This window comes from Cellulomonas hominis, from assembly GCF_901521055.1.
Taxonomy (GTDB): Bacteria; Actinomycetota; Actinomycetes; order Actinomycetales; family Cellulomonadaceae; genus Cellulomonas; species Cellulomonas endometrii.
Genome location: NZ_CABEGA010000033.1, coordinates 24,038 through 47,995, shown reverse-complemented (window position 1 = coordinate 47,995; position 23,958 = coordinate 24,038). Strand labels below are relative to the sequence as shown.

Here is a 23,958-nt window from a genome sequence, read left to right as displayed (position 1 = left end):
GTTACGGCGGTCATAGCGAAGGGGAAACGCCCGGTCCCATTCCGAACCCGGAAGCTAAGCCCTTCAGCGCCGATGGTACTGCACTCGCCAGGGTGTGGGAGAGTAGGACGCCGCCGGACACCATTCATGAAGAGCCACCCCATTCGGGGTGGCTCTTCGTGTTTCCCGGACCATTCCACTCGCGCCGACACGCGCACGGGACGACGCGCGCCCCCGCCCCCCTCCGGGCGTTGATCCCCGGTGCGCCGAGATGACATCGCCCGCCTGCGCCCGACGCCACACGCACAGGCCACCGCTGCCATCTCGGCGCAGCGTGTTCGGCTCGAGGTCTGGCGCTGCCACGGGGCGGCACGTGGCCTCGGCTTCGTGGTGTCGTTGGTCACCCCGGTGCGTTCTACCCGGCTCGCGTTCACCGGAGCCCCGGGGTGGAGTGCGGCTCTGACGTGTGGTTCGACGGGCCCGGAGCTCGACGGAGAGCGAGAGCGGCCGGCCTGGAGCATGGGCGAGACGGCGTTCTGTGGACGTGGCGGTGCCGCAGGCCCGCACCGATGTGGGGCGCGGGCGGTGCGGATGAGACGATGGTCAGCGGTCGAATGACGAGGAGAAGCTGGATATGAGCAGCGACGAGCGCGGGACGCGTTCGGCGGACGAGGGCGATCGCCGAGACGGCGGTGGCGTCGGGCGCTACGGCAACCGGAACGGGGCGCGCCCCACGGGTGATGCCCGCCCGGCACGAGCCCCTCGGGTGGCGGGTCAGCGCGGTCGTGCCGGCGCCGGTGAGCGAGACTCCCGGCGCACCACCGATGATCGGAGCGGTGGCTTCTCCGGATCCCGACCGCAGAACGGCGGTCGTCCGGCGTTCCGCGACGATCGCGGCTCCGGCGGTGCCTCCCGCGGTGAGCGTGGCGGTCGTCCCGGGGCTGAGCGCTCCGGTGGGTACCCGCGTGACGACCGTGGTGGTCGTGCTGCCGGTGGTGGGTACCAGGGTGACCGCGCGAGCCGTCCTGCTGGTGGCGGGTTCCAGCGTGACGACCGTGGAGGCCGTCCCACTGGTGGCGGGTACCAGGGCGATCGGTCGAGCGCCGGGTACGACCGAAACCGTGGTGAGCGCAGCGGTGGCGGGTTCCCGCGTGACGACCGTGGTGGTCGTGCTGGTGGTGAGCGCACCGGTGGTCACCAGGGTGACCGTGGTGGTCGTCCGGCCGGTGGGGGGTACCAGGGTGGCCGGCCCGGGCGTCCTGCCGGTGGCGGGTTCCAGCGTGACGACCGTGGTGGCCGTCCTGCTGGTGGCGGCTTCCAGCGTGATGACCGTGGTGGCCGTCCTGCTGGTGGCGGGTTCCAGCGTGACGACCGTGGTGGCCGCCCTGCTGGTGGCGGGTCCCAGGGCGATCGGCCGAGCCGCGGGTACGACCGCGATCGCGGTGAGCGCACCGGTGGTTACCAGGGTGACCGTGGTGGTCGGCCTGCTGGTGGTGGGTACCAGGGTGACCGCCCGGGCCGTCCCGCTGGCAGCGGCTACCAGCGCGACGAGCGTGGGGGTCGTGAGCGGACCGGCGGGTACCAGGGTGATCGCTCCGGCGGCGGGTACAACCGTGACCGCGGGGAGCGCACCGGTGGCTACCAGCGGGACGACCGTGGTGGTCGTCCGGCTGGTGGCGGGTACCAGGGTGACCGCCCGCGTGCGGCCGGGGCTCGTGACGACCGCGGCGGGTTCCGCCGCGACGACGACCGGCGTGCCGGGGCGCCGCGGGACGACCGTGGCGGGTTCCGCAGCGAGCGGCGCGACGGCGGTGACAGCGGCTCGTTCCGTCGACCCGCCGACGCCGGGTCCGAGCGTCCCCGCGGCGCCTACCAGGACCGTCCGCGTCGGGACTCGGGCGAGCGGGCCGGTGGCTTTCAGGACCGTCCGCGTCGGGACTCCGGTGACCGTCCGGGGTTCCGCCGTGACGGCGACTCGCGCGGTGAGCGACCGGGTGGCTTCCGCAGGGAGGGCGACTCCCGCGGGGACCGCCCTGGCACGCGTCGCACCGACGACCGCGGAGCGCGGACCGGTGCGCCGGACCGCACCTCCGGGCCGCGCGGCCCCCGCCGGGACGACGCCGAGCGCCGGCCGAGCCGCCCGCCGCAGCCCGTGCGGGTCTACGGGCCGGACATCCCGGACGACGTCGAGTTCGGGATGCTGGACCGTGACGTCCGGGCGCGTCTGCGCACCCTGAGCAAGGACAACGCCGGCATCGTCGGCCGGCACCTGGTGATGACCGGGCGCCTGCTGGACGAGGACCCCGAGCTCGCGTACGAGCACGCGCAGGCCGCTGTGCGGCACGGTGGGCGCGTCGACGTGGTGCGGGAGGCGGCGGGTCTCGCGGCCTACCGGACGGGACGGTTCGCCGAGGCGCTGCGCGAGCTGCGCACGGTGCGGCGCCTGAACGGGTCGTCCGAGCACCTCGCCGTGATGGCGGACTGCGAGCGCGGCCTGGGGCGCCCCGAGCGGGCCCTGACGCTCGCCGCGTCGCCCGAGGCGGAGACGCTCGACACGGAGGCCCGGGTGGAGCTCGCGATGGTCGTGAGCGGCGCTCGGCTCGACATGGGCGACCCGGACGCGGCGATCGCCGCCCTGGCCGGGATCGCGACCGGTCCGGTGCGCACGCTGCTCGCGGCCCGGGTTGCTCAGGCGCGCGCCGACGCGCTGCGGGCCGCGGGGCGGGTCGACGAGGCCGACGCGACCGAGGCCGCCGTGCCGCCGTCGCTGCTGGCGCAGGTGACGGACGGGGACGAGGTGGAGGAGGACGTCGTCGTCTTCGACCTCGCCGACGACGAGGTCGATGCTGAGGACGCGGCCGACGACGACGACGCCGACGCAGACGCAGCCGACACCGTCGCGGCCGACGACGCAGACGCAGCCGACGCCGACGCGGACGAGTCCGAGGACGCGGACGGCCCCGACGCCGGCCCCGACGACGCCCGCACCGACGACGCCCCCGAGGGCGTGAAGGACACGGAGGACGAGTGACCGACGCACGTCTGATCGGCAGCGACATCCCGCTCGCCGAGCGCTACGACCTGGCCCTGGTCGACCTGGACGGGGTCGCGTACCGCGGGCACGAGCCGATCGAGGGGGCGTCCGCCGGGCTGGCGGGCGCCCGGTCGGCGGGGATGCGCCTGGTGTTCGTCACCAACAACGCGTCCCGTGAGCCGGAGTCCGTGGCGGAGCAGCTCACGTCGCTGGACATCCCGACGGAGCCGGGTGACGTGCTGACGGCCGCCCAGGCGGCTGCGGCGCTGCTGGCGACCCGGCTGCAGCCGGGCGCGAAGGTGCTGGTGGTCGGCGGTGCCGGCCTGGTGACGGCGGTGACGGCGGCGGGGTTCACCGTCGTCTCGTCCGCGGACGAGCACCCGGACGCGGTGGCCCAGGGCTTCGCGCCGGAGGTCGGCTGGCAGCAGCTGGCCGAGGCGGCCTACGCGGTGTCGGGCGGCGCGTGGTTCGTGGCGAGCAACCTCGACCTGAGCCTGCCGACCGCGCGCGGGTTCGCGCCGGGGAACGGCGCGCTCGTCGGGGCGGTGCAGGCCGCGACCGGTGTCGTGCCGGACAGCGCCGGCAAGCCGGCGTCGACGATGTACGAGATCGCCGTCGAGCGGGCCGGCGCGCGGGAGGCGCTGGTCGTGGGCGACCGCCTGGACACCGACCTCGCGGGTGCCCGCACGGGCGGCTTCGCGGGGTTGCACGTCCTCACGGGCGTCAGCACCGCGCGCGACGACGTCCTGGCGCCGCCGGCGCTGCGGCCGCACTACATCGCGGCGGACCTCGGCGGCCTGCTCGTCCCGCACCCGGAGCCGGTGCGCGCGGCCGAGGGCTGGTGGACGTCCGGCGAGGCCGCGGCCCGCGTCGTCGACGGCCGCCTGGAGCTCGCCGAGCGCGCCGCGGGGGTCGATCTGGTCCGGGCTGCGTGCGCCGCGGCGTGGGCGGCGGTGGACGCGGGGGAGACCCTGGACCCGCAGTCGGTCCCGGAGCTGGGTGTCGCGCCGGAGGACGCCGCGGGCGTGGGCGCAGGCCGGTAGCCTGGCCGGCAGTGCGGGGGGCGGCGTGGCCGGGTCACGGCCACGCCTGGCGAGCACGGTCGAGCAGCCGCCTGTGGCGGAGTGGGGAGTGGGTGTCGTGGAGCCGACGGGCGACCAGACGGTGGACCAGGCGCTGATGCGCCTCACGGAGGTCACCGAGCTGGGGCTGCGCGAGCAGCTGGCCGTGTTCGACGCCGTGCACACGGCCCTGCAGGACCGCCTCGCCGACGCGGAGGGCTGACGCGGGTGGCGACGCGCGTCGACGCCGCCCTCGTCCGCGACGGGCTGGCCCGCTCCCGCCGGCACGCGGCCGAGCTGATCGCCGCCGGCCGCGTCACCGTCGACGGCCGCCCCGTGCGGCGCCCGGCGGTGCCGCTCGCCGACGACCAGCACGCGCAGGTCGCCCCCGCGCCGGACGGTCCCGACGACGACTGGGCGTCCCGCGGCGCGCACAAGCTGCTGGGCGCGCTCGACGCGTTCCCCGACGTGGTCGTGGCGGACAGGGTGTGCCTGGACGCGGGCGCCAGCACCGGGGGGTTCACGGACGTCCTGCTGCGCCGCGGCGCGCGCCGGGTGGTGGCGATGGACGTCGGGCACGGGCAGCTCGTCGACCGGCTGCGCGCCGACCCCCGGGTGGACGTCCGCGAGGGGGTGAACGTCCGGTACCTCGCGGCGGGGGACCTCGACCCCGCGCCTGCGCTCGTCGTCGCCGACCTGTCGTTCATCTCGCTGACCCTGGTGGTCCCCGCGCTGGCGGCGGTCGCGGCGCCCGAGGCGGACCTCGTGCTCATGGTGAAGCCGCAGTTCGAGGTCGGGCGCGATCGGCTCGGGTCCAGCGGCGTCGTGCGCAGCACGGAGCAGCGGGTCGAGGCGGTGCTCGGCGTGGCGTCGGCCGCCGGGGCGCACGGGCTGGTGGTCGCCGGGGTGGCGCGCAGCCCGCTGCCGGGCCCCAGCGGCAACGTGGAGCTGTTCCTGTGGCTGCGTCGCCGCGGGACGGCCCCGGAGGCCGGCGGGGAGGACGAAGGAGCACTCGCGGAGCGGGTGCGGCAGGTCGTGCTGGACGAGAGAGGTGCAGGCGCATGAGCAGCAGGCGGGTCCTGGTCGTCACGCACAGCGGGCGGCCCGAGGCGGTGACCGCGACCGAGGAGGCCGTGACCGCCCTGACCGCGGCCGGGTTCACGCCCGTGCTGTCGGGGGAGGACATCCCCGGCATGGCGTTCCACGACATCGAGCTGGCGATGGTCCTCGGGGGCGACGGCACGATCCTGCGCGCCGCCGAGCTCGCGCGCGGTGCGGGGGTGCCGCTGCTGGGGATCAACCTCGGGCACGTCGGGTTCCTCGCGGAGAGCGAGCGCGACGACATCAAGGAGGCGGTCCGGCGGATCGCCTCGGGCGACTACACCGTCGAGGAGCGCACGACGCTCCAGGTGCAGGTCCAGGTGCCGGGGATGCGGGACCCGCTCACCGGCTGGGCGCTGAACGAGGCCGCGCTGGAGAAGGCGGAGCCGGCGCGCATGGTCGAGGTGGTCATCGAGGTCGACGACCGCCCGCTGTCGAGCTTCGGCTGCGACGGCGTGGTCCTGGCGACGTCCACCGGGTCGACGGCGCACGCGTTCTCCGCGGGCGGGCCGGTCGTCTGGCCGGAGGTCGACAGCCTGATCGTGGTGCCGCTGTCGGCGCACGCGCTGTTCGCCCGCCCGCTGGTGGTGGGCCCCCGGTCGGTGGTCGCGGTCGAGGTGCTGACCCGCTCGCCCTCCCCGGCGGTGCTGGTGTGCGACGGGCGGCGCCGCATCGAGGTGCCGGCGGGGTCGCGCGTCGAGGTCCGGCGCTCCCCGGTGCCGGTGCGGCTGGCGCGGCTCACCCCGGCGCCGTTCACGGACCGGCTGGTGAACAAGTTCGACCTGCCCGTGGTGGGCTGGCGGGGACGGCCGCACGACGGGCCCCCGCGGGACCGCGGGAACGGCCGCGGCGACGGATCGACGGACGGGGACTGAGCGCGTGTTCGAGGAGATCACGATCAGCGACCTCGGTGTCATCACCGGCGCCCAGATCCGGCTGCACCCGGGGCTGACGGTGCTGACCGGGGAGACCGGCGCCGGCAAGACGATGGTGCTGACCGGCCTGAACCTGCTGCTCGGCGGCAAGGCCGACCCGGCCACGGTGCGCACCGGTGCGGCGTCCGCGGTCGTCGAGGGCCGCGTGGTCGTCCCCGCGGGGTCGCCGGTGCTGGCCCGGGCCGAGGACGCGGGCGCGGCGGTCGACGACGACGGCGGGCTCGTGCTCGTCCGGACGGTCGGGGCGGCCACCGACGGGGCGCCCGGGCGGTCGCGCGCGCACCTCGGCGGGCGCTCGGTGCCGCAGGCGGTGCTCGGCGAGCTGGCCGAGTCCCTCATCACGGTGCACGGGCAGCAGGACCAGGCCCGGCTCCGCTCGCCCGCCCACCAGCGGGAGGCGCTCGACGCGTTCGCCGGCGCGGCGCACGGTGCGCTGCTCGCCGAGTACCGGCAGGCGTGGTCCGAGCGCGCGCAGCTGCAGGCCACCATCGACGACCTGACGTCCCGGCGGCAGGACCTCGCGCGGGAGGCGGAGCTGCTGCGCCTGGGGCTCGCGGAGGTCGAGCGGATCGACCCGCAGCCGGGGGAGGACGCCGCGCTCGCGCAGGAGATCGAGCGGCTCGAGCACGCCGAGGACCTGCGGACGGCGGCGTCGGGCGCGCACGCGGCGCTCGTCGGCGACGACGACTCGGCGGACGACACGGCCAGCGCCGCGGGTGCCGTCGAGCACGCGCGGCGGCTGCTCGACCAGGCGGGGAGCCACGACTCCCGGCTCGCGGAGCTCCGGGACCGGGTCGCCGAGGCGGGCTACCTGCTCGCGGACGCCGCCACCGAGCTGTCGTCGTACCTCCAGGACCTCCAGGCCGACCCGCTGCGGCTCGACACCGCCCAGAACCGCCGGGCGGAGCTCGCCACGCTGACGCGCTCCTACGGCGAGGACGTCGAGGCGGTGCTCCGCTGGGCGGACGAGAGCAGCCGGCGGCTGCTGGACATCGGCGACGGCGACGAGAAGGTGGTCGAGCTCACGGCGGAGCGGGACGCCCTCGACGCGCGGCTCGCGGACCTCGCGCGGCGGATCGGCGCGGCGCGGCGGGAGGCCGGCGCGCGGCTCGCGGACACCGTGTCGGCGGAGCTCGCCGGGCTCGCGATGGCCGGCGCGCAGCTCGAGGTGCGGGTCGAGCCCGCGACCGAGCTGGGGCCGCACGGTGGAGATGTGGTGGAGATGCTCCTGGCCGCGCACGCCGGCGGACCGGCCCGCCCGCTGGGCAAGGGCGCGTCCGGCGGCGAGCTGTCGCGGGTCATGCTGGCCCTCGAGGTGGCGCTCGCGACGTCGCCGGACCAGGGCGAGCACCGGCCCGGCACGTTCGTCTTCGACGAGGTCGACGCCGGCGTCGGCGGGCGCGCGGCGACCGAGGTGGGGCGCCGTCTCGCGGCTCTGGCGCGGGGTTCGCAGGTGCTGGTGGTCACGCACCTCGCGCAGGTCGCGGCGTTCGCCGACCGGCACCTGGTCGTCACGAAGTCGCGGGACGGGGCGGTCACCGCGTCCGACGTCCGGGAGGTCGCCGGGGAGGACCGCGTGCGCGAGCTGGCCCGCATGCTGTCCGGCCAGGAGGAATCCGGTACGGCGCGTGCGCACGCAGCGGAGCTTCTGGAGCTGGCGGACGTGGCACGATGAACCGCGATGAAACTCCTGCCCTCGCGTAGACGCCACGCCGCGCCCCAGGGGGGCGAGCTCACCGGCCCGGCCCGGGTCGACCCTCGGACCAAGACGCTGACCAAGCGGCTGCGACCCGGGGACATCGCGGTGATCGACCACGTCGACATCGACCGGGTCTCGGCCGAGGCGCTCGTCGCCTGCCGGCCCGCCGCGGTGCTGAACGCCGCCCGCTCGACGTCGGGCCGCTACCCGAACCTCGGCCCGGACATCCTCGTGTCGGCGGGCATCCCGCTGATCGACGACCTCGGCCCCGACGTCATGACGATCCGCGAGGGGCGCACGCTGCGCCTCGAGGGCGGCGCCGTGCACGACGGCGACCGGCTCGTCGCCGAGGGCGTGGTGCAGACCGAGCAGACCGTCGCCGTCGACCAGGCCGCGGCGCGCGAGGGCCTGTCCGTCCAGCTCGAGTCGTTCGCGGCCAACACGATGGACTACCTGCGCCGCGAGCGGGACCTCCTGCTCGACGGCGTCGGCGTGCCGGACATCACGACGCAGATCGACGGCCGGCAGGTCCTCATCGTGGTGCGCGGGTACCACTACAAGGAGGACCTGGTCACGCTGCGCCCGTACATCCGCGAGTACCGCCCGGTGCTCGTCGGGGTGGACGGCGGCGCGGACGCGATCCTCGACGCCGGCTGGACGCCCGACATGATCGTCGGCGACATGGACTCGGTGTCCGACCGCGCCCTGCGGTGCGGCGCGGAGATCGTGGTGCACGCGTACCGCGACGGCCGCGCGCCGGGCCTGGCACGCGTGGACCAGCTCGGGGTGCCGCACATCGTGTTCCCGGCGACCGGCACCAGCGAGGACGTCGCGATGCTGCTGGCCGACGACAAGGGCGCCGAGCTCATCGTCGCCGTCGGGACGCACGCCACCCTCGTCGAGTTCCTGGACAAGGGCCGCTCCGGCATGGCCAGCACGTTCCTCACCCGGCTGCGGGTGGGCAGCAAGCTCGTGGACGCCAAGGGCGTGTCCCGGCTGTACCGGAACCGGATCTCGAACCTCCAGCTGACGCTGCTGGTCCTGGCGGGCCTGCTCGCCCTGGGCGTCGCCCTGGCGTCGACCACGGCGGGTCAGACGCTGATCGGCCTCACGGGCGCGCGCTGGGACGACTTCGCGTCCTGGCTCGGGTCGCTGTTCAGCGGGACCCCATGACGCCTGCCGGCCCCGCGCCGACCCGACCCGACACCTCCCGTGCCGCCCTCGTGCCGGCACCCGACCGAGAGCTCGCACAGTGATCGACTTCCGCTACCACCTCGTCTCCCTGATCTCGGTGTTCCTGGCGCTCGCCGTGGGCATCGTGCTCGGCGCCGGCCCGCTCCGCGAGAGCATCGGCGACACGCTGACGGGTCAGGTGGACCAGCTGCGTGCGGACCGCGACGACCTGCGCACCGAGCTCGAGGCCTCCGCCGCCGACCTGGCCGCGAGCAACGCCTACATCACGGCCGCGGGGGCGGAGCTCGTCGAGGGCACGCTCACGGACCGGCGCGTCGCGGTCGTGTCGCTCGGGACCGTCGACGGCGACGCGCTCGCCGCGATCGAGAGCCAGCTCACCGACGCCGGCGCGACCGTCAGCGCGCACGCCACGCTGACCGAGGCCTGGTCGTCGAGCGACCTGCGCTCCTTCCGGCAGGCGCTGGTCAGCAGCATCTCGACGTACCTGGACCCGCAGCCCGCCGACGACGCCTCGGTGGACACGACCCTCTCCGAGGCGCTCGTGCAGGGCCTGACCGGCGGCGAGGCGGCGGACCCCGACCGGCTGAGCTCCGCGTCCGGCACGCTGCTCGAGTTCCTCACGACCGGCGACGACCCGCTGGTCACCGTCGACGAGGAGGTGACGGCGCCCGCGGACGCGATCGTGCTCGTCTCCCCGGCCGTCGCCCCCGAGGCCGTGCCCGCCGACGAGACCCCCGACGCGGAGGAGGCGCAGGCCGCCACCGACGCGCAGATCGCCCTGGCGCGGGTCGCGCAGGCGCGCTCGGAGGGCGCGGTCGTCGTCGACGGCCCGCTCGTGGAGGGCTCGCTGGTCGCCGCGATCGTCGGCGACGAGGGCGCCGCGGGCGACCTCACGACCGTCAGCGACGCGGACACCGTGGCCGGCCAGGTCTCCGTCCCGCTCGCGCTGAACGCCCGGATCGGCGGCACCAACGGCCACTACGGGCACGGCGACGACCTGACCACGGTCCCGTCCGCGGGCATCCTGCCGCCGCCGGACCGCACGCCCACCTCCACCGGTGACGCCGGCACGTCCGGGGACGCGGCGGGGGCCGAGGGGTGAGCGTCGCCCGCCGGATCGCCGGCGCCGTCACGGCACGGCTGACCACGACCGTCGTCCGCGGTCTCCTCGACGACGACCCGCCCGGCGGCGCGCGCCTGTGGGAGCGCACCAACCACCGCGGCGAGCCCGTGAGCCTGCTCGGCGGCCCGGCCGTCGCGGCCGGTGTGCTCGCCGGCGGGCTGGTCGGGGCGTCCGGCGCCCGCGACGGCGCCGCGCTGGCCGTGGCCACCACCACGGCGACCGCCTTCGGCCTGGTGGACGACCTCACGGAGGACCGCGAGGGCACCGTCCGCAAGGGCCTGCGCGGGCACCTCGGCGCGCTGGCCCGCGGCGAGGTCACGACCGGCGGCCTCAAGGTGCTCGGCATCGGGGCCGGTGCGCTCGTCGCCGCCGCGCTGAGCCGCCCGCACGACCCCCGGCCGTCCGGACGGGCCGGCGCCGCGCTGACCCGGCTGGCGGACGTCGCGGTGGACGGTGCGCTGATCGCCGCCAGCGCCAACCTCGTCAACCTGCTCGACCTGCGGCCCGGGCGCGCGCTGAAGGCCGCGGGCATCGCCGCCGCGCCCGCCACTCTGCTCGGCGGTCCCGCGGGCGGCCCTGCCGCCGCCGTGCTCGGCGCGGTCGTGGCCGAGCTCCCCGACGACCTCGCGGAGCGCGACATGCTCGGCGACTCCGGGGCGAACGCCGTCGGCGCGGTGCTCGGCACGGTGGCCGTGCAGCAGCTCCCGCGGGCCCTGCGCGTCGCGCTCCTCGCGGGGGTCGTGGGGCTGACGGTCGCCTCCGAGAAGGTCAGCTTCACCGCGGTGATCGCGCGCACGCCGGTGCTCCGGGAGATCGACGCGTGGGGTCGCCGGCCCGCGCACGTGCCGCACCCGGTGCCGCCGCGCGCGCCCGACGCGCCCGAGGCCTCCGACGCACCGGACGCGCCCGACGCGGACGGGGTGCCCGGGCGGTGAGCCGCCGCCGGGCCGTCCTGTCCGGCCTGGCGGGCGCCGCGGCCCTCATCTCGGTCGTGACGATCGTCAGCCGGCTGCTGGGTTTCGCCCGCAACCTGGTGTTCGCCAGCTCGGTGGGCGTCGGCGAGGTCGGTGACCTCTACAACTGGGCCAACGTCCTGCCGAACGTCCTGTTCGAGGTCGCCGCCGGCGGGGCGCTCGCCGGGGCGCTGATCCCGGTGATCGCCGGGCCGCTCGCCCGCGGCATGCGCGACGACGTGTCACGGATCGCGTCGGCGATGCTGGGCTGGACGCTCGGTGGCCTGGCGGTCCTGGGCGCGCTGCTCGCGCTGGCCGCGGAGCCCATCGCCGCGCTCGCGCAGACGTCGACCGGCGCGGAGCGGGAGCTCGTGACGTTCTTCGTCCGGGTGTTCGCCGTCCAGCTGCCGCTGTACGGCCTGGCGGTCGTGCTGTCCGGCGTCCTGCAGGCGCAGCGCCGGTTCTTCTGGCCGGCGTTCGTGCCCGTGCTCTCGAGCCTCGTCGTGATCGCCACCTACACCGCCTACGGCCGGGTCCTCGCGGGCGCCGACGTCGACGCTGCCACGGGCGACGTGACGCTGCTGCCCGACGGGGCGGCGGCGCTGCTGGCGTGGGGCACCACCGCCGGCGTGCTGGCCATGGGCCTGCCGCTGCTCGTGCCCGTGTGGCGCTCCGGGGTCCGGCTGCGCCCGGCGCTGCGGTTCCCCGAGGGGGTCGCGGCCCGGGCGCGGGCGCTCGCGCTGGCGGGCATCGGGGGCCTGGTCGCGCAGCAGGCGGCGGTGCTCGCGACGCTGCAGCTGTCCCGGTCCTACGGCGGCCCCGGCGCGCTGAGCGTCTACCAGACGATGGTCCAGCCGACGTACCTGCTGCCGTACGCGGTGCTGGCGGTGCCGCTCGCCACGAGCACGTTCCCGCGGCTGGCCGCAGCGGCGTCCCGGGACGACCGCGCCGGGTACGCCCCGCTCGCGTCCGTGACGACCCGCGCGGTCCTGGTCGCGGGCGCCGTGGGCGCGGCGCTCCTCGTCGCGGTCGCACCGGCAGCGGCGACGGTGTTCTCGGCGATCGGCAACGGCGACCCCGAGCTGATCGCCGCGGTCGCCCCGGCGCTCACGCTGATCGCCCCCGGCCTGCTCGGCATGGGGCTGATCTTCCACGTCTCCCGCGCGCTCTACGCCCTCGAGCGCGGGCGCCTGGCCGTCCTCGCGGTGAGCGTCGGCTGGGTGACCGTGGTCGTGGCGTCCTGGGTGGCGTGCGTCGTGCTGGTCCCGGGGGAGCGGGACGCGCCGGCGACGCTGCGCGCCCTGGCGACCGGCAGCTCCGTCGGCATGCTCGTGGCCGGGGCCGCGCTCGTCCTCGTGCTGCGGCACGCGGCCGGTCGCGCCGCGGTCGCGGGGGTGCTGCGGACGGTCGCGGTGCTCGTCCTGGGCGGCACGGTCGCCGCGCTCGCCGGCCGCTGGACGGTCGACGCGGTGCAGCGGTTCACCGACGGGGTGCCCGGCGCGCTCGCCGCGGCCGCGGGCGGAGGGGCGCTCGCCGCGGCGGTCGTCGTCGCGCTGGTCTGGGCCGCCGACCGCTCCACCATCACGGGCCTGCTGCGGCGCGGCGGCCCGGCCGGCGACCACCCGGTCCACCCGGTGCCCGGCCGCGGGCCCGACGAGCAGCAGGAGGCGGGACGATGAGGGTGCTCCAGGTGCTGGGGTCGAGCGCGGGCGGCGTCGCCCGGCACGTGGCCCAGGTCGCGGCGGGGCTCGCGGCCCAGGGCGACCACGTCGTCGTCGCCGGGCCGTCGTCGCTCGCCGCGGTCGTCGCCCCGGGCGGGTCGGGCGTCCGGTTCGAGCCCGTCGAGGTCGCGGACCGGCCGCACGCGTCGGACGCCCGCGCCGTCGCCCGGATCGCCGCGCTCGCCCGGGACGCCGACGCCGTGCACGCGCACGGGCTCCGCGCCGGGGCGCTCACCGTGCTGGCGGTCCGGTCGCGGCCGGGGCGCCGGGCGCGCGTCGTGGTGACGCTGCACAACCTGCCGGTCGGCGGGCGCGCGATCCGGGCGGTGTCCACGGTGCTCGGCCAGGTCGTCGCGCGCGGGTCGGACGTGGTGCTCGGGGTGTCGGGCGACCTGGTCACGCTCGCGCGGTCCCAGGGGGCGCGCGCGGCGCACCGGGCGCTCGTGCCCGCCCCGGGGCGTCCGGCGCCGGCGGGGGACCGCGACGCCACCCGGGCGGCGCTCGGGCTGCAGCCGCACGACGACCTCGTCGTCACCGTGGCGCGCCTGGCGCCGCAGAAGGGCCTCGACACGCTCGTCTCCGCCGCGGCGGAGGCGGTGCGGGTGCGGCCGCGGCTGCACTGGGTCGTCGCGGGGGACGGGCCGCTGCTCGACGAGGTCACCGACCAGGCGGCGCGGGCGGGCGCGCCGGTGCGGCTGCTCGGCCGGCGCGAGGACGTCACCGACCTCATGGCCGCCGCCGACGTCGTCGCCTCCGCGGCGGTGTGGGAGGGGCAGCCGCTGGCGCTGCAGGAGGCGCTCGCGCTGGGCGCCGCGGTCGTGGCCACGGACGCGGGCGGCACCCGCGAGGTCACCGGCGACGCGGCGGTGCTCGTGCCCGTCGGCGACGCGGCGGCACTGGGGACGGCCGTGGCGGAGGTCCTCGCGGACGAGCCGCGGCGCACGTCCCTGCGCGCCGCGGCGACGGCGCGCGCGGCGACGCTCCCGACCGTGCCGGACGTCCTGGCGCAGCTCCGCGAGGCGTACACGCGCTGAGCCGCACCCGAGCGGCCCCGACCCCGACCCCGGCCGCGCCGGCCGCCTCCAGTGGAGCGTTCCGCCGGACACGCCGGTGCGTGTCGGGCCGGACGCTCCACTCGGTGGGATGGGTCGGTGCGCGTGTCGCGCGGGTCACGCCCCGCGCGGGCCCGGACTCGGGTAGAGTGGAAGCCCGTGGCAGAGCGCGCAAATCGACTCTCCGGGCGGTCGGACTCCACGACCCGGCACATCTTCGTCACGGGAGGCGTCGCCTCCTCACTGGGCAAGGGCCTGACCGCCTCCAGCCTGGGACGACTCCTGCGGTCCCGCGGTCTGCGGGTGACCATGCAGAAGCTCGACCCCTACCTCAACGTCGACCCCGGGACGATGAACCCGTTCCAGCACGGCGAGGTCTTCGTCACCGAGGACGGGGCCGAGACGGACCTCGACGTCGGTCACTACGAGCGGTTCCTGGACGTCGACCTGGTCGGCTCCGCGAACGTCACGACCGGCCAGGTCTACTCGCACGTCATCGCCAAGGAGCGGCGCGGCGAGTACCTCGGCGACACGGTCCAGGTCATCCCGCACATCACCGACGAGATCAAGAACCGGATGCGGTCGCAGGCCGCGGACGACGTCGACATCATCATCACCGAGATCGGCGGCACCGTCGGCGACATCGAGTCGCAGCCGTTCCTCGAGGCGGCCCGCCAGGTCCGGCACGAGCTCGGCCGGGACAACGTCTTCTTCCTGCACGTCTCCCTGGTGCCGTACATCGGCCCGTCGGGCGAGCTGAAGACCAAGCCGACCCAGCACTCCGTGGCGCAGCTGCGCAGCATCGGCATCCAGCCCGACGCGATCGTGCTGCGGTCCGACCGCGAGGTCCCGCAGTCCATCAAGGCGAAGATCGCCCTGATGTGCGACGTCGACACCCAGGGCGTCATCTCCTGCGTCGACGCGCCGAGCATCTACGACATCCCGCGGGTCATCCACTCCGAGGGCCTGGACGCCTACGTCGTGCAGCGCCTCGGCCTGCAGTTCCGGGACGTCGACTGGAGCGGCTGGGACGACCTGCTCGAGCGGGTGCACCAGCCCGCGCACCACGTCGAGATCGCGCTGGTCGGCAAGTACATCGACCTGCCGGACGCGTACCTGTCGGTGACCGAGGCGCTGCGCGCCGGCGGCTTCCACCACAACGCCAAGGTGAAGATCCGCTGGGTCCCGTCCGACGACTGCCAGACGCCCGACGGTGCGCAGCGCGCGCTCGGTGGTGTGGACGCCGTCCTGGTGCCCGGCGGCTTCGGCGTGCGGGGCATCGAGGGCAAGCTCGGCGCGCTGCGCTGGTCCCGCGAGAACAAGGTGCCCACGCTCGGCATCTGCCTGGGTCTGCAGACGATGGTCATCGAGTACGCCCGCAACGTGCTCGGGCTCCCCGGCGCGTCCTCCTCGGAGTTCGACGCCGACCCGGCCGACCCGGTCGTCGCGACGATGGCGGAGCAGCTGGCGATCGTCGGCGGTGAGGGCGACCTCGGCGGCACCATGCGCCTGGGTTCGTACGAGGCGGTGCTGACCGAGGGCTCGGTCGCCGCCGAGGCCTACGGGTCGACGCGCGTCACGGAGCGGCACCGGCACCGGTACGAGGTCAACAACGCGTACCGCGACCGCCTGGAGGAGGCCGGCCTGGTCATCTCGGGCGTCTCGCCGGACTCGTCGCTGGTGGAGTTCGTGGAGCTGCCCCGCGACGTGCACCCGTACTACGTGTCGACGCAGGCGCACCCTGAGTTCAAGTCGCGGCCCACGCGGTCGCACCCGCTGTTCGCCGGCCTGGTCGCGGCGGCCCTCGCCGCCAAGGCGGAGCCCGTCGGCGCGGGCAAGGCGAAGTCGCGGTGACGGTGGAGCAGGGCGGGCCGGTCGACCGGCCCGCCCCGCGGCCCGTCCTGGAGCACACGGACGTCTACCACGGCAAGATCTGGGACCTCGTGTCCGAGACCGTGGACCTCGGCGAGTCGCAGGTCGTGCGCGAGTTCGTCGACCACCGGGGCGCGGTCGCGGTGATCGCGCTCGACGAGGACGACCGCGTGCTGCTGCTGCAGCAGTACCGGCACCCGGTGCGCTCCGAGCTCTGGGAGCCGCCGGCGGGGCTGCGGGACGTCGAGGGCGAGCCCCCGCACGTCACCGCCGCGCGCGAGCTGGAGGAGGAGGCCGACCTGCGGGCCGGCACGTGGCACCTGCTCGCCGAGTTCATGTCGTCCCCGGGCGCGACGAACGAGGAGATCCTGGTCTACCTCGCGCGGGACGTCTCCGAGGTGCCCGAGTCCGAGCGGTTCACCCGCGAGGACGAGGAGGCCGGGATCGTCCTGCACTGGCTGCCGCTCGACGAGGCGGTCGAGGCGGTGCTCGCCGGTCGGATCCACAGCCCGAGCGCCGTCGTCGGCGTGCTCGCCGCGGCCGCCGCCCGGGACCGCGGCTGGCGCACGCTGCGTCCGGTCGGCTGACGGCTCCCGTCGCAGGCGCAGCGGCGCGCGTAGCCCGAACGGCTGACGCGCGCCGCTGACCCGTCAGGGGGACGCCGCACGCGCCGATGGGAGACGTGTGCGAGCGTCCCCGGGGTCCCACGGGGCCGGCGCGCGCCTGTTCCTGGCCGCGACCCACACCGCGGGGGCGCTGGGCGTGTGCGCCGTGCTGTGCCTGGTCAGCGCGGTGTGGCCGCCGTCGCGGGTGACGCCGGTCGGGGTCTGGTACGGCGCGGCCGCGTCGCTGGCGGCGGTGGCGGCCGGGGTGCTCGTGCTCCGGCGGCACCCGCGCGCCCCGCTGGTGGCCCTCGTGGTCGCCGTCGTCATCGGCGGCGTGCTGGTGTGGAGCTGCCGGACGCTCGCCGGGGTCGTGACCACCAGCCTGGGCCTGGTCGCCGCCGGTCAGGCCGCCGCGCTGCTCGGCGGGAGGCGGACGGTCCGCGCGCTGCTCGGGCTCGTGGTCGTCGCGCTCGCCGCGGGCATGGCGGCGTCCCCGGTGCCGTTCCGGCCGGTCACGTGGCTGGTGCTGGCGTCCACGACGGTCGCCATGAGCGCGCTCGTGTCGTTCTTGGTGACCCGGCTGCGGGTGATCGCCACCACGGACGACCTGACGGGTGCCCTGACCCGTGCCGCGTTCGACGAGCGGGCGGGTGCGGTGCTGCACGGCGCCGCCCGGCGGGGCGTCCCCTCGAGCGTCGTGTGCCTGGACGTCGACGACTTCAAGGAGGTCAACGACACCCGGGGCCACCAGGCGGGCGACGAGGTGCTCGTGCGGCTGGTGGCGACGTGGCGCGGGGCGCTCGGCCGGGACGACGTGCTCGGGCGGATCGGCGGGGACGAGTTCGCCGTCGTGCTCACCGGCCGGACCGCCGACGGCGCGCAGGCGTGGGCGCACGCCACCGGTGCCCTGCGGACCGCCGAGGACCCGACGTGGAGCCACGGGGTCGCGCAGGTGGGCGCCGGCGAGCCGGTGCAGGACGCGCTCGCCCGTGCCGACGCCGCGATGTACGCGAGCAAGGGCCGGCGCGCCGACGCGGTGCGCTGACCCGGTCCACCGACCGGGTCGGCGCCGCCCTCACCGGCTGGTCGCCACCCGGTACTGCCCGTTCGCCAGCGGCACGAACACCAGGAGGAACACCGCCGACCAGATCAGCGTGTACACCTCGGGGTTCTGCAGGGGCCACGCGGTCGGCTCCGGCGTGCCGGGCGGGATGTTGCCGAACAGCTCCCGCGCGGCCTGGGTCACCGCGGAGACGGGATTCCACTCCGCGAACGTCTGCAGGGGCGCCGGCAGCGTCTCGAGCGGGACGAAGGTGTTCGCGACGAAGGTCAGCGGGAAGATCACGATGAACGAGGCGTTGTTGACGACCTCGGGGCTCGGCACCAGCATGCCGATCCACGCCATGATCCAGGAGATCGCGTAGGCGAACACGAGCAGCAGGGCGAACCCGGCCAGTGCGTCGAGCACGGACGACCGGATCCGCCAGCCCACGACCAGCCCGGTCAGCCCCATGACGATCAGCACGATGACGTTGTTCACCACGTCGGAGAACGTGCGGCCCGTGAGCACCGCGGACGGCGCCATCGGCAGCGACCGGAACCGGTCGAGGATGCCCTTCTTGAGGTCCTCCGCCAGCGCCGCCCCGGTGACTGTGGCCCCGAAGATCACCGTCTGCGCGAAGATCCCCGCGATGAGGAACTCGCGGTACGCCTGCCCGCCGCCCTCCTGGTCGATCGCGCCGCCGAAGACGTAGGAGAACAGCAGCACGAACATGATGGGCGAGAGCGTGGTGAAGACCAGGAGGTCGGGCACGCGCTTGATCTTGATGATGTTGCGCTTGGCGACGACGGCCGCGTCGCCGATCACGTGGGGGACGGCCATCACGCACCTCCGTTCTGCTCGGGGTTGCCGTCGGAGCCGGCGGCCTTGCCGGTCAGCGCGAGGAACACGTCGTCGAGCGTCGGGCGGCGCAGGCCGACGTCCTCCAGCCGGACCTGCCGCTCGTCCAGGCGGCGCAGCGCCTCGCTCAGCACCTCGGGGCCGCCGGAGACCGGCATGACGAACGACCGCCGGCCGTTGTCGACCGCGGGCGCGCCGACGCCGAGCGGGGTGAGCACCTCCGAGACGTGCCCGAGGAACGCGCCGTCGGCGACGGTGAGCTCGAGGCGCTCGCCGCCCACCTGCCGCTTGAGCTGGTCGGCGGTGCCCTGCGCGATGATCAGCCCGTGGTCGATGACCACGATCTCGTCCGCGAGGACGTCCGCCTCCTCCAGGTACTGCGTGGTCAGCAGCACGGTCGTGCCGCCGGCGACCAGGGTCTGGATGACGTCCCACATCTCGGTGCGACCCCGCGGGTCGAGGCCGGTGGTCGGCTCGTCGAGGAAGATCACGGGTGGGTCGGCCACCAGGGCGCCGGCGAGGTCGAGCCGGCGCCGCATGCCGCCGGAGTAGGTGCGCGTCGGCCGGTCCGCGGCGTCCTCGAGCCGGAACGACGCGAGCAGCTCGCGCGCCCGCTCGCGGGAGCGGCGCTTCCCGAGGTGGTAGAGCCGCCCGATCATGTCGAGGTTCTCGAAGCCCGACAGGTACTCGTCGACCGCGGCGTACTGCCCCGACAGCCCGATGCGACGCCGCACGGCCGCGGGGCGGCGCAGGACGTCCACGCCCATGACCTGCGCCTCGCCGGCGTCGGGACGGAGCAGCGTGGACAGGACCCGGACGATGGTGGTCTTGCCGGCGCCGTTGGGGCCGAGCAAGCCGAGCACGGTGCCGGTGGGCACCGTGAGGTCGACGCCGTCGAGGGCGGTGACGCCCTTGTAGCGCTTGACGAGCCCGCGGGCTTCGATGGCCTGTTCCATGCGCCCGAGCCTAGATGTGACCTACGACACACCAGAAGATGCAGCGTCACACGCGCAGATGGCCCAGCACCGCCGCGGCGACGTCCCGGGGGCGGCGCTCCGGGAGCCAGTGGCCCTCGTCGAGCACGACCTGCGTGAAGGACCCGTCGACGTGCGCGGGCGTCCCGGCGACGGAGCGGGGCGAGAAGAACGGGTCGTGCCGGCCCACGACGTGGGTGGTCGGGACCCGGACCCGTCCGGTCGTGCCGCCGCCCGGGACCGGCAGCGCCCGGTACCAGGCGAGCGCCGCGCGCAGCGCGCCGGGCTCCGACATCCGGGCGACGTAGCGGTCCGCGGCGGCGTCGCCGAGGCCGGAGCGGGTCAGCGCCCGCCGCAGCCGCCGTCCGCCGTGCGCCAGCAGCACCCGCTCCGGCACGCCCGGCACCTGGAACGCCGCCACGTAGGCGGACCGGAGCAGCTGGTGCCCGCGGCGGGCGGCCGCCGCCATCGCGGCCGGGTGCGGGGTCGACAGCGCCGTGAGGGACGCGACCCGGTCCGGCTGCCGGGCGGCCAGCGCCCACGCGACGACCCCGCCCCAGTCGTGGCCCGCGACGTGGGCGCGGGAGGTGCCCGCGGCGTCCAGGAGGGCGACGACGTCCGCCACGAGCTCGGGGACCGCGTACGGCCGGCGCCCCGGCGGCCGCGCGCCGGGGGAGTAGCCCCGCTGGTCCGGGACGATCACCCGGACCCCGGCGGCCGTCAGCAGCGGGACGACGGCGTCGAAGGCCGAGGCGTCCTGCGGGAAGCCGTGCAGCAGCACCGCGACCGGCGCGCCGGGGTCCGCCCCGTCCGGCGCCGCCGGGCGGTGGTCACGGACGTCGAACCGCAGGCCGTCCCGGGTGAAGGAGTCCACGCCGCGAGCAGAGCACGACGGCCCGGGGAGCGCGAGCCGGACGGCGCGGCCCGGGCGTCGGCGGCGGGGTCAGGCGCGGGTGCGGAACGTCAGCAGGTACCGGGCGGTCCCGCCGGCGAGCAGCGCTGCGCCGAGCATGTGCAGCAGCACGAGCAGGACCGGCAGGTCGGTGGCGACCTGCACGTAGCCGATGAGGCCCTGCAGCGCGACGAGCGCGACCATGACCCACCCGCGCCGCCGGAGCACCGCCGGCCCGCGACGGTTCAGCACCAGCAGCGCGACGAGCACGGCGACGAACAGCCACACCGACGCGGCGTGCACCCGCGCCATCAGGTACGGGTCGACGGCGATGCGGTAGCCGATCTCCTCGTCGCCGGAGTGCGGTCCCGCGCCGGTGGTGATCGCACCCAGCACGAGCACGACCGTCAGCAGGGCGCCGAGCACGGGTGCGAGCCGGCGCGCGAGGGGCCCGACGACGGGCGTGGCGGGGCCGTCGCCCTCGCGGCTGCGGTGCACCAGCAGCGTCGAGGTCACCACGAGCAGCATCGAGACGAGGAAGTGCAGGCTGACCCAGGCCGGGTGCAGGTGCAGCAGCACGATGATCCCGCCGATGACCGCCTGCGCCGCGACGCCCACCAGGGGCGCGAACCCGAGCCACCGGTAGGACCGGACGCGGTCGCGGTCGCTCCACACCAGGACGGCGACGGCGATCGCGATCACGCCCAGCACGCCGGTGAGGGTCCGGTTCCCGAACTCGACGAACGGGTGGTACGTCGCGGCCTCGTGGAACCGCGGCGTGAACTGCCCCGGCTCGCACTGCGGCCAGGTCGAGCAGCCCAGCCCGGAGCCGGTGAGGCGCACCGCGCCGCCGGTCACGACGATGCCGATCTGCCCCACCAGGTTCGCCACCAGGACGGGGTGGGTGAGGCGCCCGCGCCACGCCGCGAACCGGGAGGGCACGGGGCGGGAGGCGGGTGCTGCGGCGACGTCGGAGCTCACGCGGACCAGCCTACGGGCCGCGCCGGGGCCCTCGTGCGCCCGCGCACGAGGCGTCCGTCACCCGGGTCAGTCCCAGCGGAACCAGCGGCGGACGCACCACGCCAGGGCGAGCGTCCACGCGGCGAGGGCCGTCAGGTGCGCCGCCGGGAACGCCCCGTCCACGAGGGCGGAGCGCAGCGCCTCGCCGAGCGCGCCGGGCGGCAGCCACTGGGCCACCGCGGCCCACCCGGACGGCAGGTCGGCGACCGGCAGCACGACCCCGCCGACGACGGCCAGCACGACGAGCAGCAGGTTCGCGACGGCGAGCACCGCCTCGGCGCGCAGGGTCCCGGCCAGCAGGAGCGCCAGCGCCGTGAACGCCGCGACGCCGAGCAGCAGCGCCAGCACCGCCGGGGCGATCCCCGCGGGCGCCGGGTGCCAGCCGAGCGCGAGCCCCGTGCCGCCGACGACGACGACCTGGAGGGCGGCGACGGCGAGCACCGCGAGGACCTTGCCCGCGAGCAGGCCGCCCCGGCCCAGCGGCGTCGTGGCGAGCAGCCGCAGCACGCCGTTGCGCCGGTCGAACGCCGTCGCGATCGCCTGCGACGTGAGCGACCCCGCCATGACGGCGAGACCGAGGACGCCGGGCGTCACGACGTCGATGCGCGGGGCGCCGCCGGTGCCGATGTCGATGAACGAGGCCCGGCCGAGGGCGATCAGCGCGACCACCGGGATGATGAGCGTGACGAGCAGCTGCTCGCCGTTGCGGAGCACCGCCAGGGTCTCGAAGCGGGCCTGGGCGAGCACCCGGCGGGCGGGGGGTGCGGCTCGGTCGGCGGGAGTCGCGGCGTCGACGGGCGCGGCGCGGTCGAGGGGCACGGTCATCGCAGGTTCCGTCCGGTCAGGTCGAGGAACACGTCCTCGAGCGTGCGGACGCCCGCGTCGACGCGGGCGAGCAGCACGTCCTGCGCGGCGCACCAGCCGGCGAGCGCCGCCACGAGGGCGGGTGACGCGGGGGCGTCCACGGCGTACGACCCGGGCGCCGTCTCGCGGACCGCCGTGGACGCGCCGGCCCCCGCGGGCGTCAGAGCGCGTCCGATGTCCGCGACGGGCAGCCCGGCGGGCGCGCGGAACGTCAGCGTCGCGCCGTCGGGTCCCGCGAGCAGCTCCGGCACGGTGCCGTGCGCGATCACCCGGCCGTGGTCCACGACGGCGATCTCGTCGGCCAGCGCCTCGGCCTCGTCCATCAGGTGCGTGGTGAGCAGCACGGCGACCCCGTCGGCCCGGAGCTCCTCGACCAGCGACCAGACGGCGCGCCGGGCCTGGGGGTCCATGCCGGCGGACGGCTCGTCGAGGAACACGACGTCGGGCCGGCCGACGACGGCGGTGGCCAGCGCCAGCCGCTGCCGCTGCCCGCCGGACAGCCGTCGCACGGTGGTGCGGGCGAACGTCGTGAGCCCGAGGCGCTCGGCGAGCTCGCCGACGTCGCGGGGCTCGGCGTACATGGCGGCGACGTGGCGCAGCACGCCCAGCGCGGGGACGCCCGTCGGCAGCCCCGCGTCCTGCAGCATCACGCCGACGCGGGGTCGCAGGGCGCGCGCGTCGGCGACGGGGTCGAGCCCGAGGACGCGGACCGAGCCGGCGTCGGGGGTGCGCAGGCCCTCGCAGCACTCCACGGTGGTGGTCTTGCCGGCGCCGTTCGGGCCGAGCACCGCCGTCACCCGTCCGGGCGACGCGTGCAGGTCGAGCCCGTCGACGACGGCCCGGCCGTCGTACCGCTTGACGAGCCCGCGGACCTCGACGGCCGGCGGGGTGGAGGACTGGCCGAGCACCCCGCGAGTGTAGGGGGCGCGGACTGTGGTGAGGCGAACCTTGCTTGCCAGGACTTATTTCGGCAACAAGGATGTTGCCGATATCGGGAGCCTGCACCAGGGCCCCCGGGGGAGCGCGTGCCGGCAGGTGCGCGAGGATTCCCGACAGCCGCGCAGCAGCGATCCGGAGGTGTGTGCATGAGCCCGATCACGCCGGCACCCGAGCACGCCGCCCCGTCGCTCGACGCCGACTGTCCCACCGAGGCCCTGAGCACGGCCGCGGGCACCACCGTGATCGCCGCGGCGCCCTCCGCCGGACGGCACGCGGACGCCGACTCCGAGGCCGGGACCCGCCGCCGCGTGCTCGACCTGATCGTCGCCGACGGCCCCGTGTCAGCCGTCGAGCTCGCCGCCGCGCTCGACCTGACCGCCGCCGCCGTCCGCCGGCACCTGGCGGTGCTCGAGGGCGACCGGCAGATCGCCGTGCACGACGGCAGCGCCCACCCCGGACCCGCGCGCCGCGGCCGCCCGGCCAAGCGCTACGTCATCACCGCCGCCGGGCAGGCCGCGCTGAGCCAGCAGTACTCCGAGCTCGCGTCGCAGGCGCTGCGGTTCGTGGCCGAGATCGGCGGCGCCGACGCGGTGCGCAGCTTCGCCGAGAAGCGGGTCCACGACCTCGAGGTCCGGCACGCCGACGCGCTCGCCGAGGCCGGCGACGACCCCGTGCTCCGGGCGCGGGTGCTGGCCGAGGGCCTGGCCCTCGACGGGTTCGCCGCGACCGCGCGCCCGGTCCCCGGCGGCCACGCGATCCAGCTGTGCCAGGGCCACTGCCCGGTGCAGGACGTCGCGACCGAGTTCCCCGAGCTGTGCGAGGCCGAGGCGCACGCCTTCTCGCGGATGCTCGGCGTGCACGTGCAGCGCCTCGCGACCCTCGCCCGCGGCGGTCACGTGTGCACCACGAACATCCCCATCATCCCGGTCCGGCGCGCCGCGCCGGGCACCGCCGCGGCCGCACCGCCGGCCGGCGACACCCACGACACCCCCGCCCCCGACCCGAGCCCCCGCCCCGTGCCTCTCACGGAAGGACGATGA

22 protein-coding genes and 1 rRNA gene are annotated in these 23,958 nt (G+C 76.2%); 17 read left to right on the top strand and 6 right to left on the bottom strand.

Annotation, left to right across the window (positions count from 1 at the left end):
• Positions 1-2: 2 nt before the first annotated feature.
• From rrf to KJP73_RS09905, 16 genes are all read left to right on the top strand, one after another.
• Positions 3-119, top strand: a 5S ribosomal RNA gene (gene rrf, locus KJP73_RS09980).
• A gap of 825 nt (positions 120-944) precedes the next feature.
• The gene (locus KJP73_RS09975; RefSeq protein WP_213282704.1) at positions 945-2,216 is read left to right on the top strand and encodes a hypothetical protein; all 1,272 of its coding nucleotides are present in this window, start codon (positions 945-947) and stop codon (positions 2,214-2,216) included.
• Positions 2,177-3,010 carry a hypothetical protein gene (locus tag KJP73_RS09970; protein ID WP_213282703.1) on the top strand — a complete coding sequence of 278 codons (834 nt, stop codon included), beginning with the start codon at positions 2,177-2,179 and terminating at the stop codon, positions 3,008-3,010. Before KJP73_RS09975 ends, KJP73_RS09970 begins: the two co-directional genes overlap by 40 nt.
• Positions 3,007-4,056, top strand: coding sequence for an HAD-IIA family hydrolase (locus tag KJP73_RS09965; protein ID WP_213282702.1), 1,050 nt, complete (start codon positions 3,007-3,009; stop codon positions 4,054-4,056). The genes KJP73_RS09970 and KJP73_RS09965 overlap by 4 nt, the downstream gene beginning before the upstream one ends.
• A gap of 73 nt (positions 4,057-4,129) precedes the next feature.
• Complete coding sequence (locus KJP73_RS09960) at positions 4,130-4,297, top strand: hypothetical protein (RefSeq protein ID WP_213282701.1); 168 nt, start codon at positions 4,130-4,132, stop codon at positions 4,295-4,297.
• A 5-nt stretch (positions 4,298-4,302) separates the two neighbouring features.
• The gene (locus KJP73_RS09955; RefSeq protein ID WP_213282700.1) at positions 4,303-5,139 is read left to right on the top strand and encodes a TlyA family RNA methyltransferase; all 837 of its coding nucleotides are present in this window, start codon (positions 4,303-4,305) and stop codon (positions 5,137-5,139) included.
• Entirely contained in the window at positions 5,136-6,050 is a 915-nt protein-coding gene (locus KJP73_RS09950; RefSeq protein ID WP_213282699.1) for an NAD kinase, read from the top strand. The genes KJP73_RS09955 and KJP73_RS09950 overlap by 4 nt, the downstream gene beginning before the upstream one ends.
• A gap of 4 nt (positions 6,051-6,054) precedes the next feature.
• Complete coding sequence (gene recN, locus KJP73_RS09945; RefSeq protein ID WP_213282698.1) at positions 6,055-7,785, top strand: DNA repair protein RecN; 1,731 nt, start codon at positions 6,055-6,057, stop codon at positions 7,783-7,785.
• A 6-nt stretch (positions 7,786-7,791) separates the two neighbouring features.
• The gene (steA, locus tag KJP73_RS09940; protein WP_213282697.1) at positions 7,792-8,982 is read left to right on the top strand and encodes a putative cytokinetic ring protein SteA; all 1,191 of its coding nucleotides are present in this window, start codon (positions 7,792-7,794) and stop codon (positions 8,980-8,982) included.
• 79 nt (positions 8,983-9,061) lie between these two features.
• Positions 9,062-10,105 (top strand): copper transporter, encoded by a 1,044-nt coding sequence (locus KJP73_RS09935; RefSeq protein ID WP_213282696.1) that lies wholly within the window; start codon positions 9,062-9,064, stop codon positions 10,103-10,105.
• Complete coding sequence (locus KJP73_RS09930) at positions 10,102-11,061, top strand: hypothetical protein (RefSeq protein ID WP_249669277.1); 960 nt, start codon at positions 10,102-10,104, stop codon at positions 11,059-11,061. Before KJP73_RS09935 ends, KJP73_RS09930 begins: the two co-directional genes overlap by 4 nt.
• Complete coding sequence (gene murJ / locus KJP73_RS09925; protein ID WP_213282695.1) at positions 11,058-12,758, top strand: murein biosynthesis integral membrane protein MurJ; 1,701 nt, start codon at positions 11,058-11,060, stop codon at positions 12,756-12,758. The genes KJP73_RS09930 and murJ overlap by 4 nt, the downstream gene beginning before the upstream one ends.
• Positions 12,755-13,834 carry a glycosyltransferase family 4 protein gene (locus KJP73_RS09920; protein ID WP_213282694.1) on the top strand — a complete coding sequence of 360 codons (1,080 nt, stop codon included), beginning with the start codon at positions 12,755-12,757 and terminating at the stop codon, positions 13,832-13,834. Before murJ ends, KJP73_RS09920 begins: the two co-directional genes overlap by 4 nt.
• A gap of 177 nt (positions 13,835-14,011) precedes the next feature.
• Positions 14,012-15,706, top strand: coding sequence for a CTP synthase (locus KJP73_RS09915; RefSeq protein ID WP_213282693.1), 1,695 nt, complete (start codon positions 14,012-14,014; stop codon positions 15,704-15,706).
• A 2-nt stretch (positions 15,707-15,708) separates the two neighbouring features.
• Positions 15,709-16,311, top strand: coding sequence for an NUDIX hydrolase (locus tag KJP73_RS09910; RefSeq protein ID WP_213282709.1), 603 nt, complete (start codon positions 15,709-15,711; stop codon positions 16,309-16,311).
• Positions 16,312-16,408: 97 nt separating this feature from the next.
• Entirely contained in the window at positions 16,409-17,374 is a 966-nt protein-coding gene (locus KJP73_RS09905; RefSeq protein WP_213282692.1) for a GGDEF domain-containing protein, read from the top strand.
• A gap of 30 nt (positions 17,375-17,404) precedes the next feature.
• On the opposite strand, the gene KJP73_RS09900 is transcribed toward KJP73_RS09905, so the two are convergent.
• The 6 genes from KJP73_RS09900 to KJP73_RS09875 form a co-directional block, all read right to left on the bottom strand.
• A complete protein-coding gene (locus tag KJP73_RS09900; protein WP_213282691.1) occupies positions 17,405-18,211 on the bottom strand; it encodes an ABC transporter permease in 807 nt (268 codons plus the stop codon).
• On the bottom strand, positions 18,211-19,185 hold the full coding sequence (locus tag KJP73_RS09895) for an ATP-binding cassette domain-containing protein (RefSeq protein WP_213282690.1): 975 nt from the start codon (positions 19,183-19,185) through the stop codon (positions 18,211-18,213). Before KJP73_RS09895 ends, KJP73_RS09900 begins: the two co-directional genes overlap by 1 nt.
• Positions 19,186-19,231: 46 nt before the next feature.
• Positions 19,232-20,077 (bottom strand): alpha/beta fold hydrolase, encoded by an 846-nt coding sequence (locus KJP73_RS09890; RefSeq protein ID WP_213282689.1) that lies wholly within the window; start codon positions 20,075-20,077, stop codon positions 19,232-19,234.
• Between the two features lie 69 nt (positions 20,078-20,146).
• The gene (locus KJP73_RS09885; protein ID WP_213282688.1) at positions 20,147-21,076 is read right to left on the bottom strand and encodes a COX15/CtaA family protein; all 930 of its coding nucleotides are present in this window, start codon (positions 21,074-21,076) and stop codon (positions 20,147-20,149) included.
• Positions 21,077-21,142: 66 nt separating this feature from the next.
• Complete coding sequence (locus tag KJP73_RS09880; protein WP_213282687.1) at positions 21,143-21,940, bottom strand: ABC transporter permease; 798 nt, start codon at positions 21,938-21,940, stop codon at positions 21,143-21,145.
• Positions 21,937-22,887 carry an ABC transporter ATP-binding protein gene (locus KJP73_RS09875; protein WP_213282686.1) on the bottom strand — a complete coding sequence of 317 codons (951 nt, stop codon included), beginning with the start codon at positions 22,885-22,887 and terminating at the stop codon, positions 21,937-21,939. Before KJP73_RS09875 ends, KJP73_RS09880 begins: the two co-directional genes overlap by 4 nt.
• 177 nt (positions 22,888-23,064) lie before the next feature.
• Here KJP73_RS09875 and KJP73_RS09870 point away from each other — a divergent pair, with 177 nt between their 5' ends.
• Entirely contained in the window at positions 23,065-23,958 is an 894-nt protein-coding gene (locus KJP73_RS09870) for a helix-turn-helix transcriptional regulator (RefSeq protein ID WP_213282685.1), read from the top strand.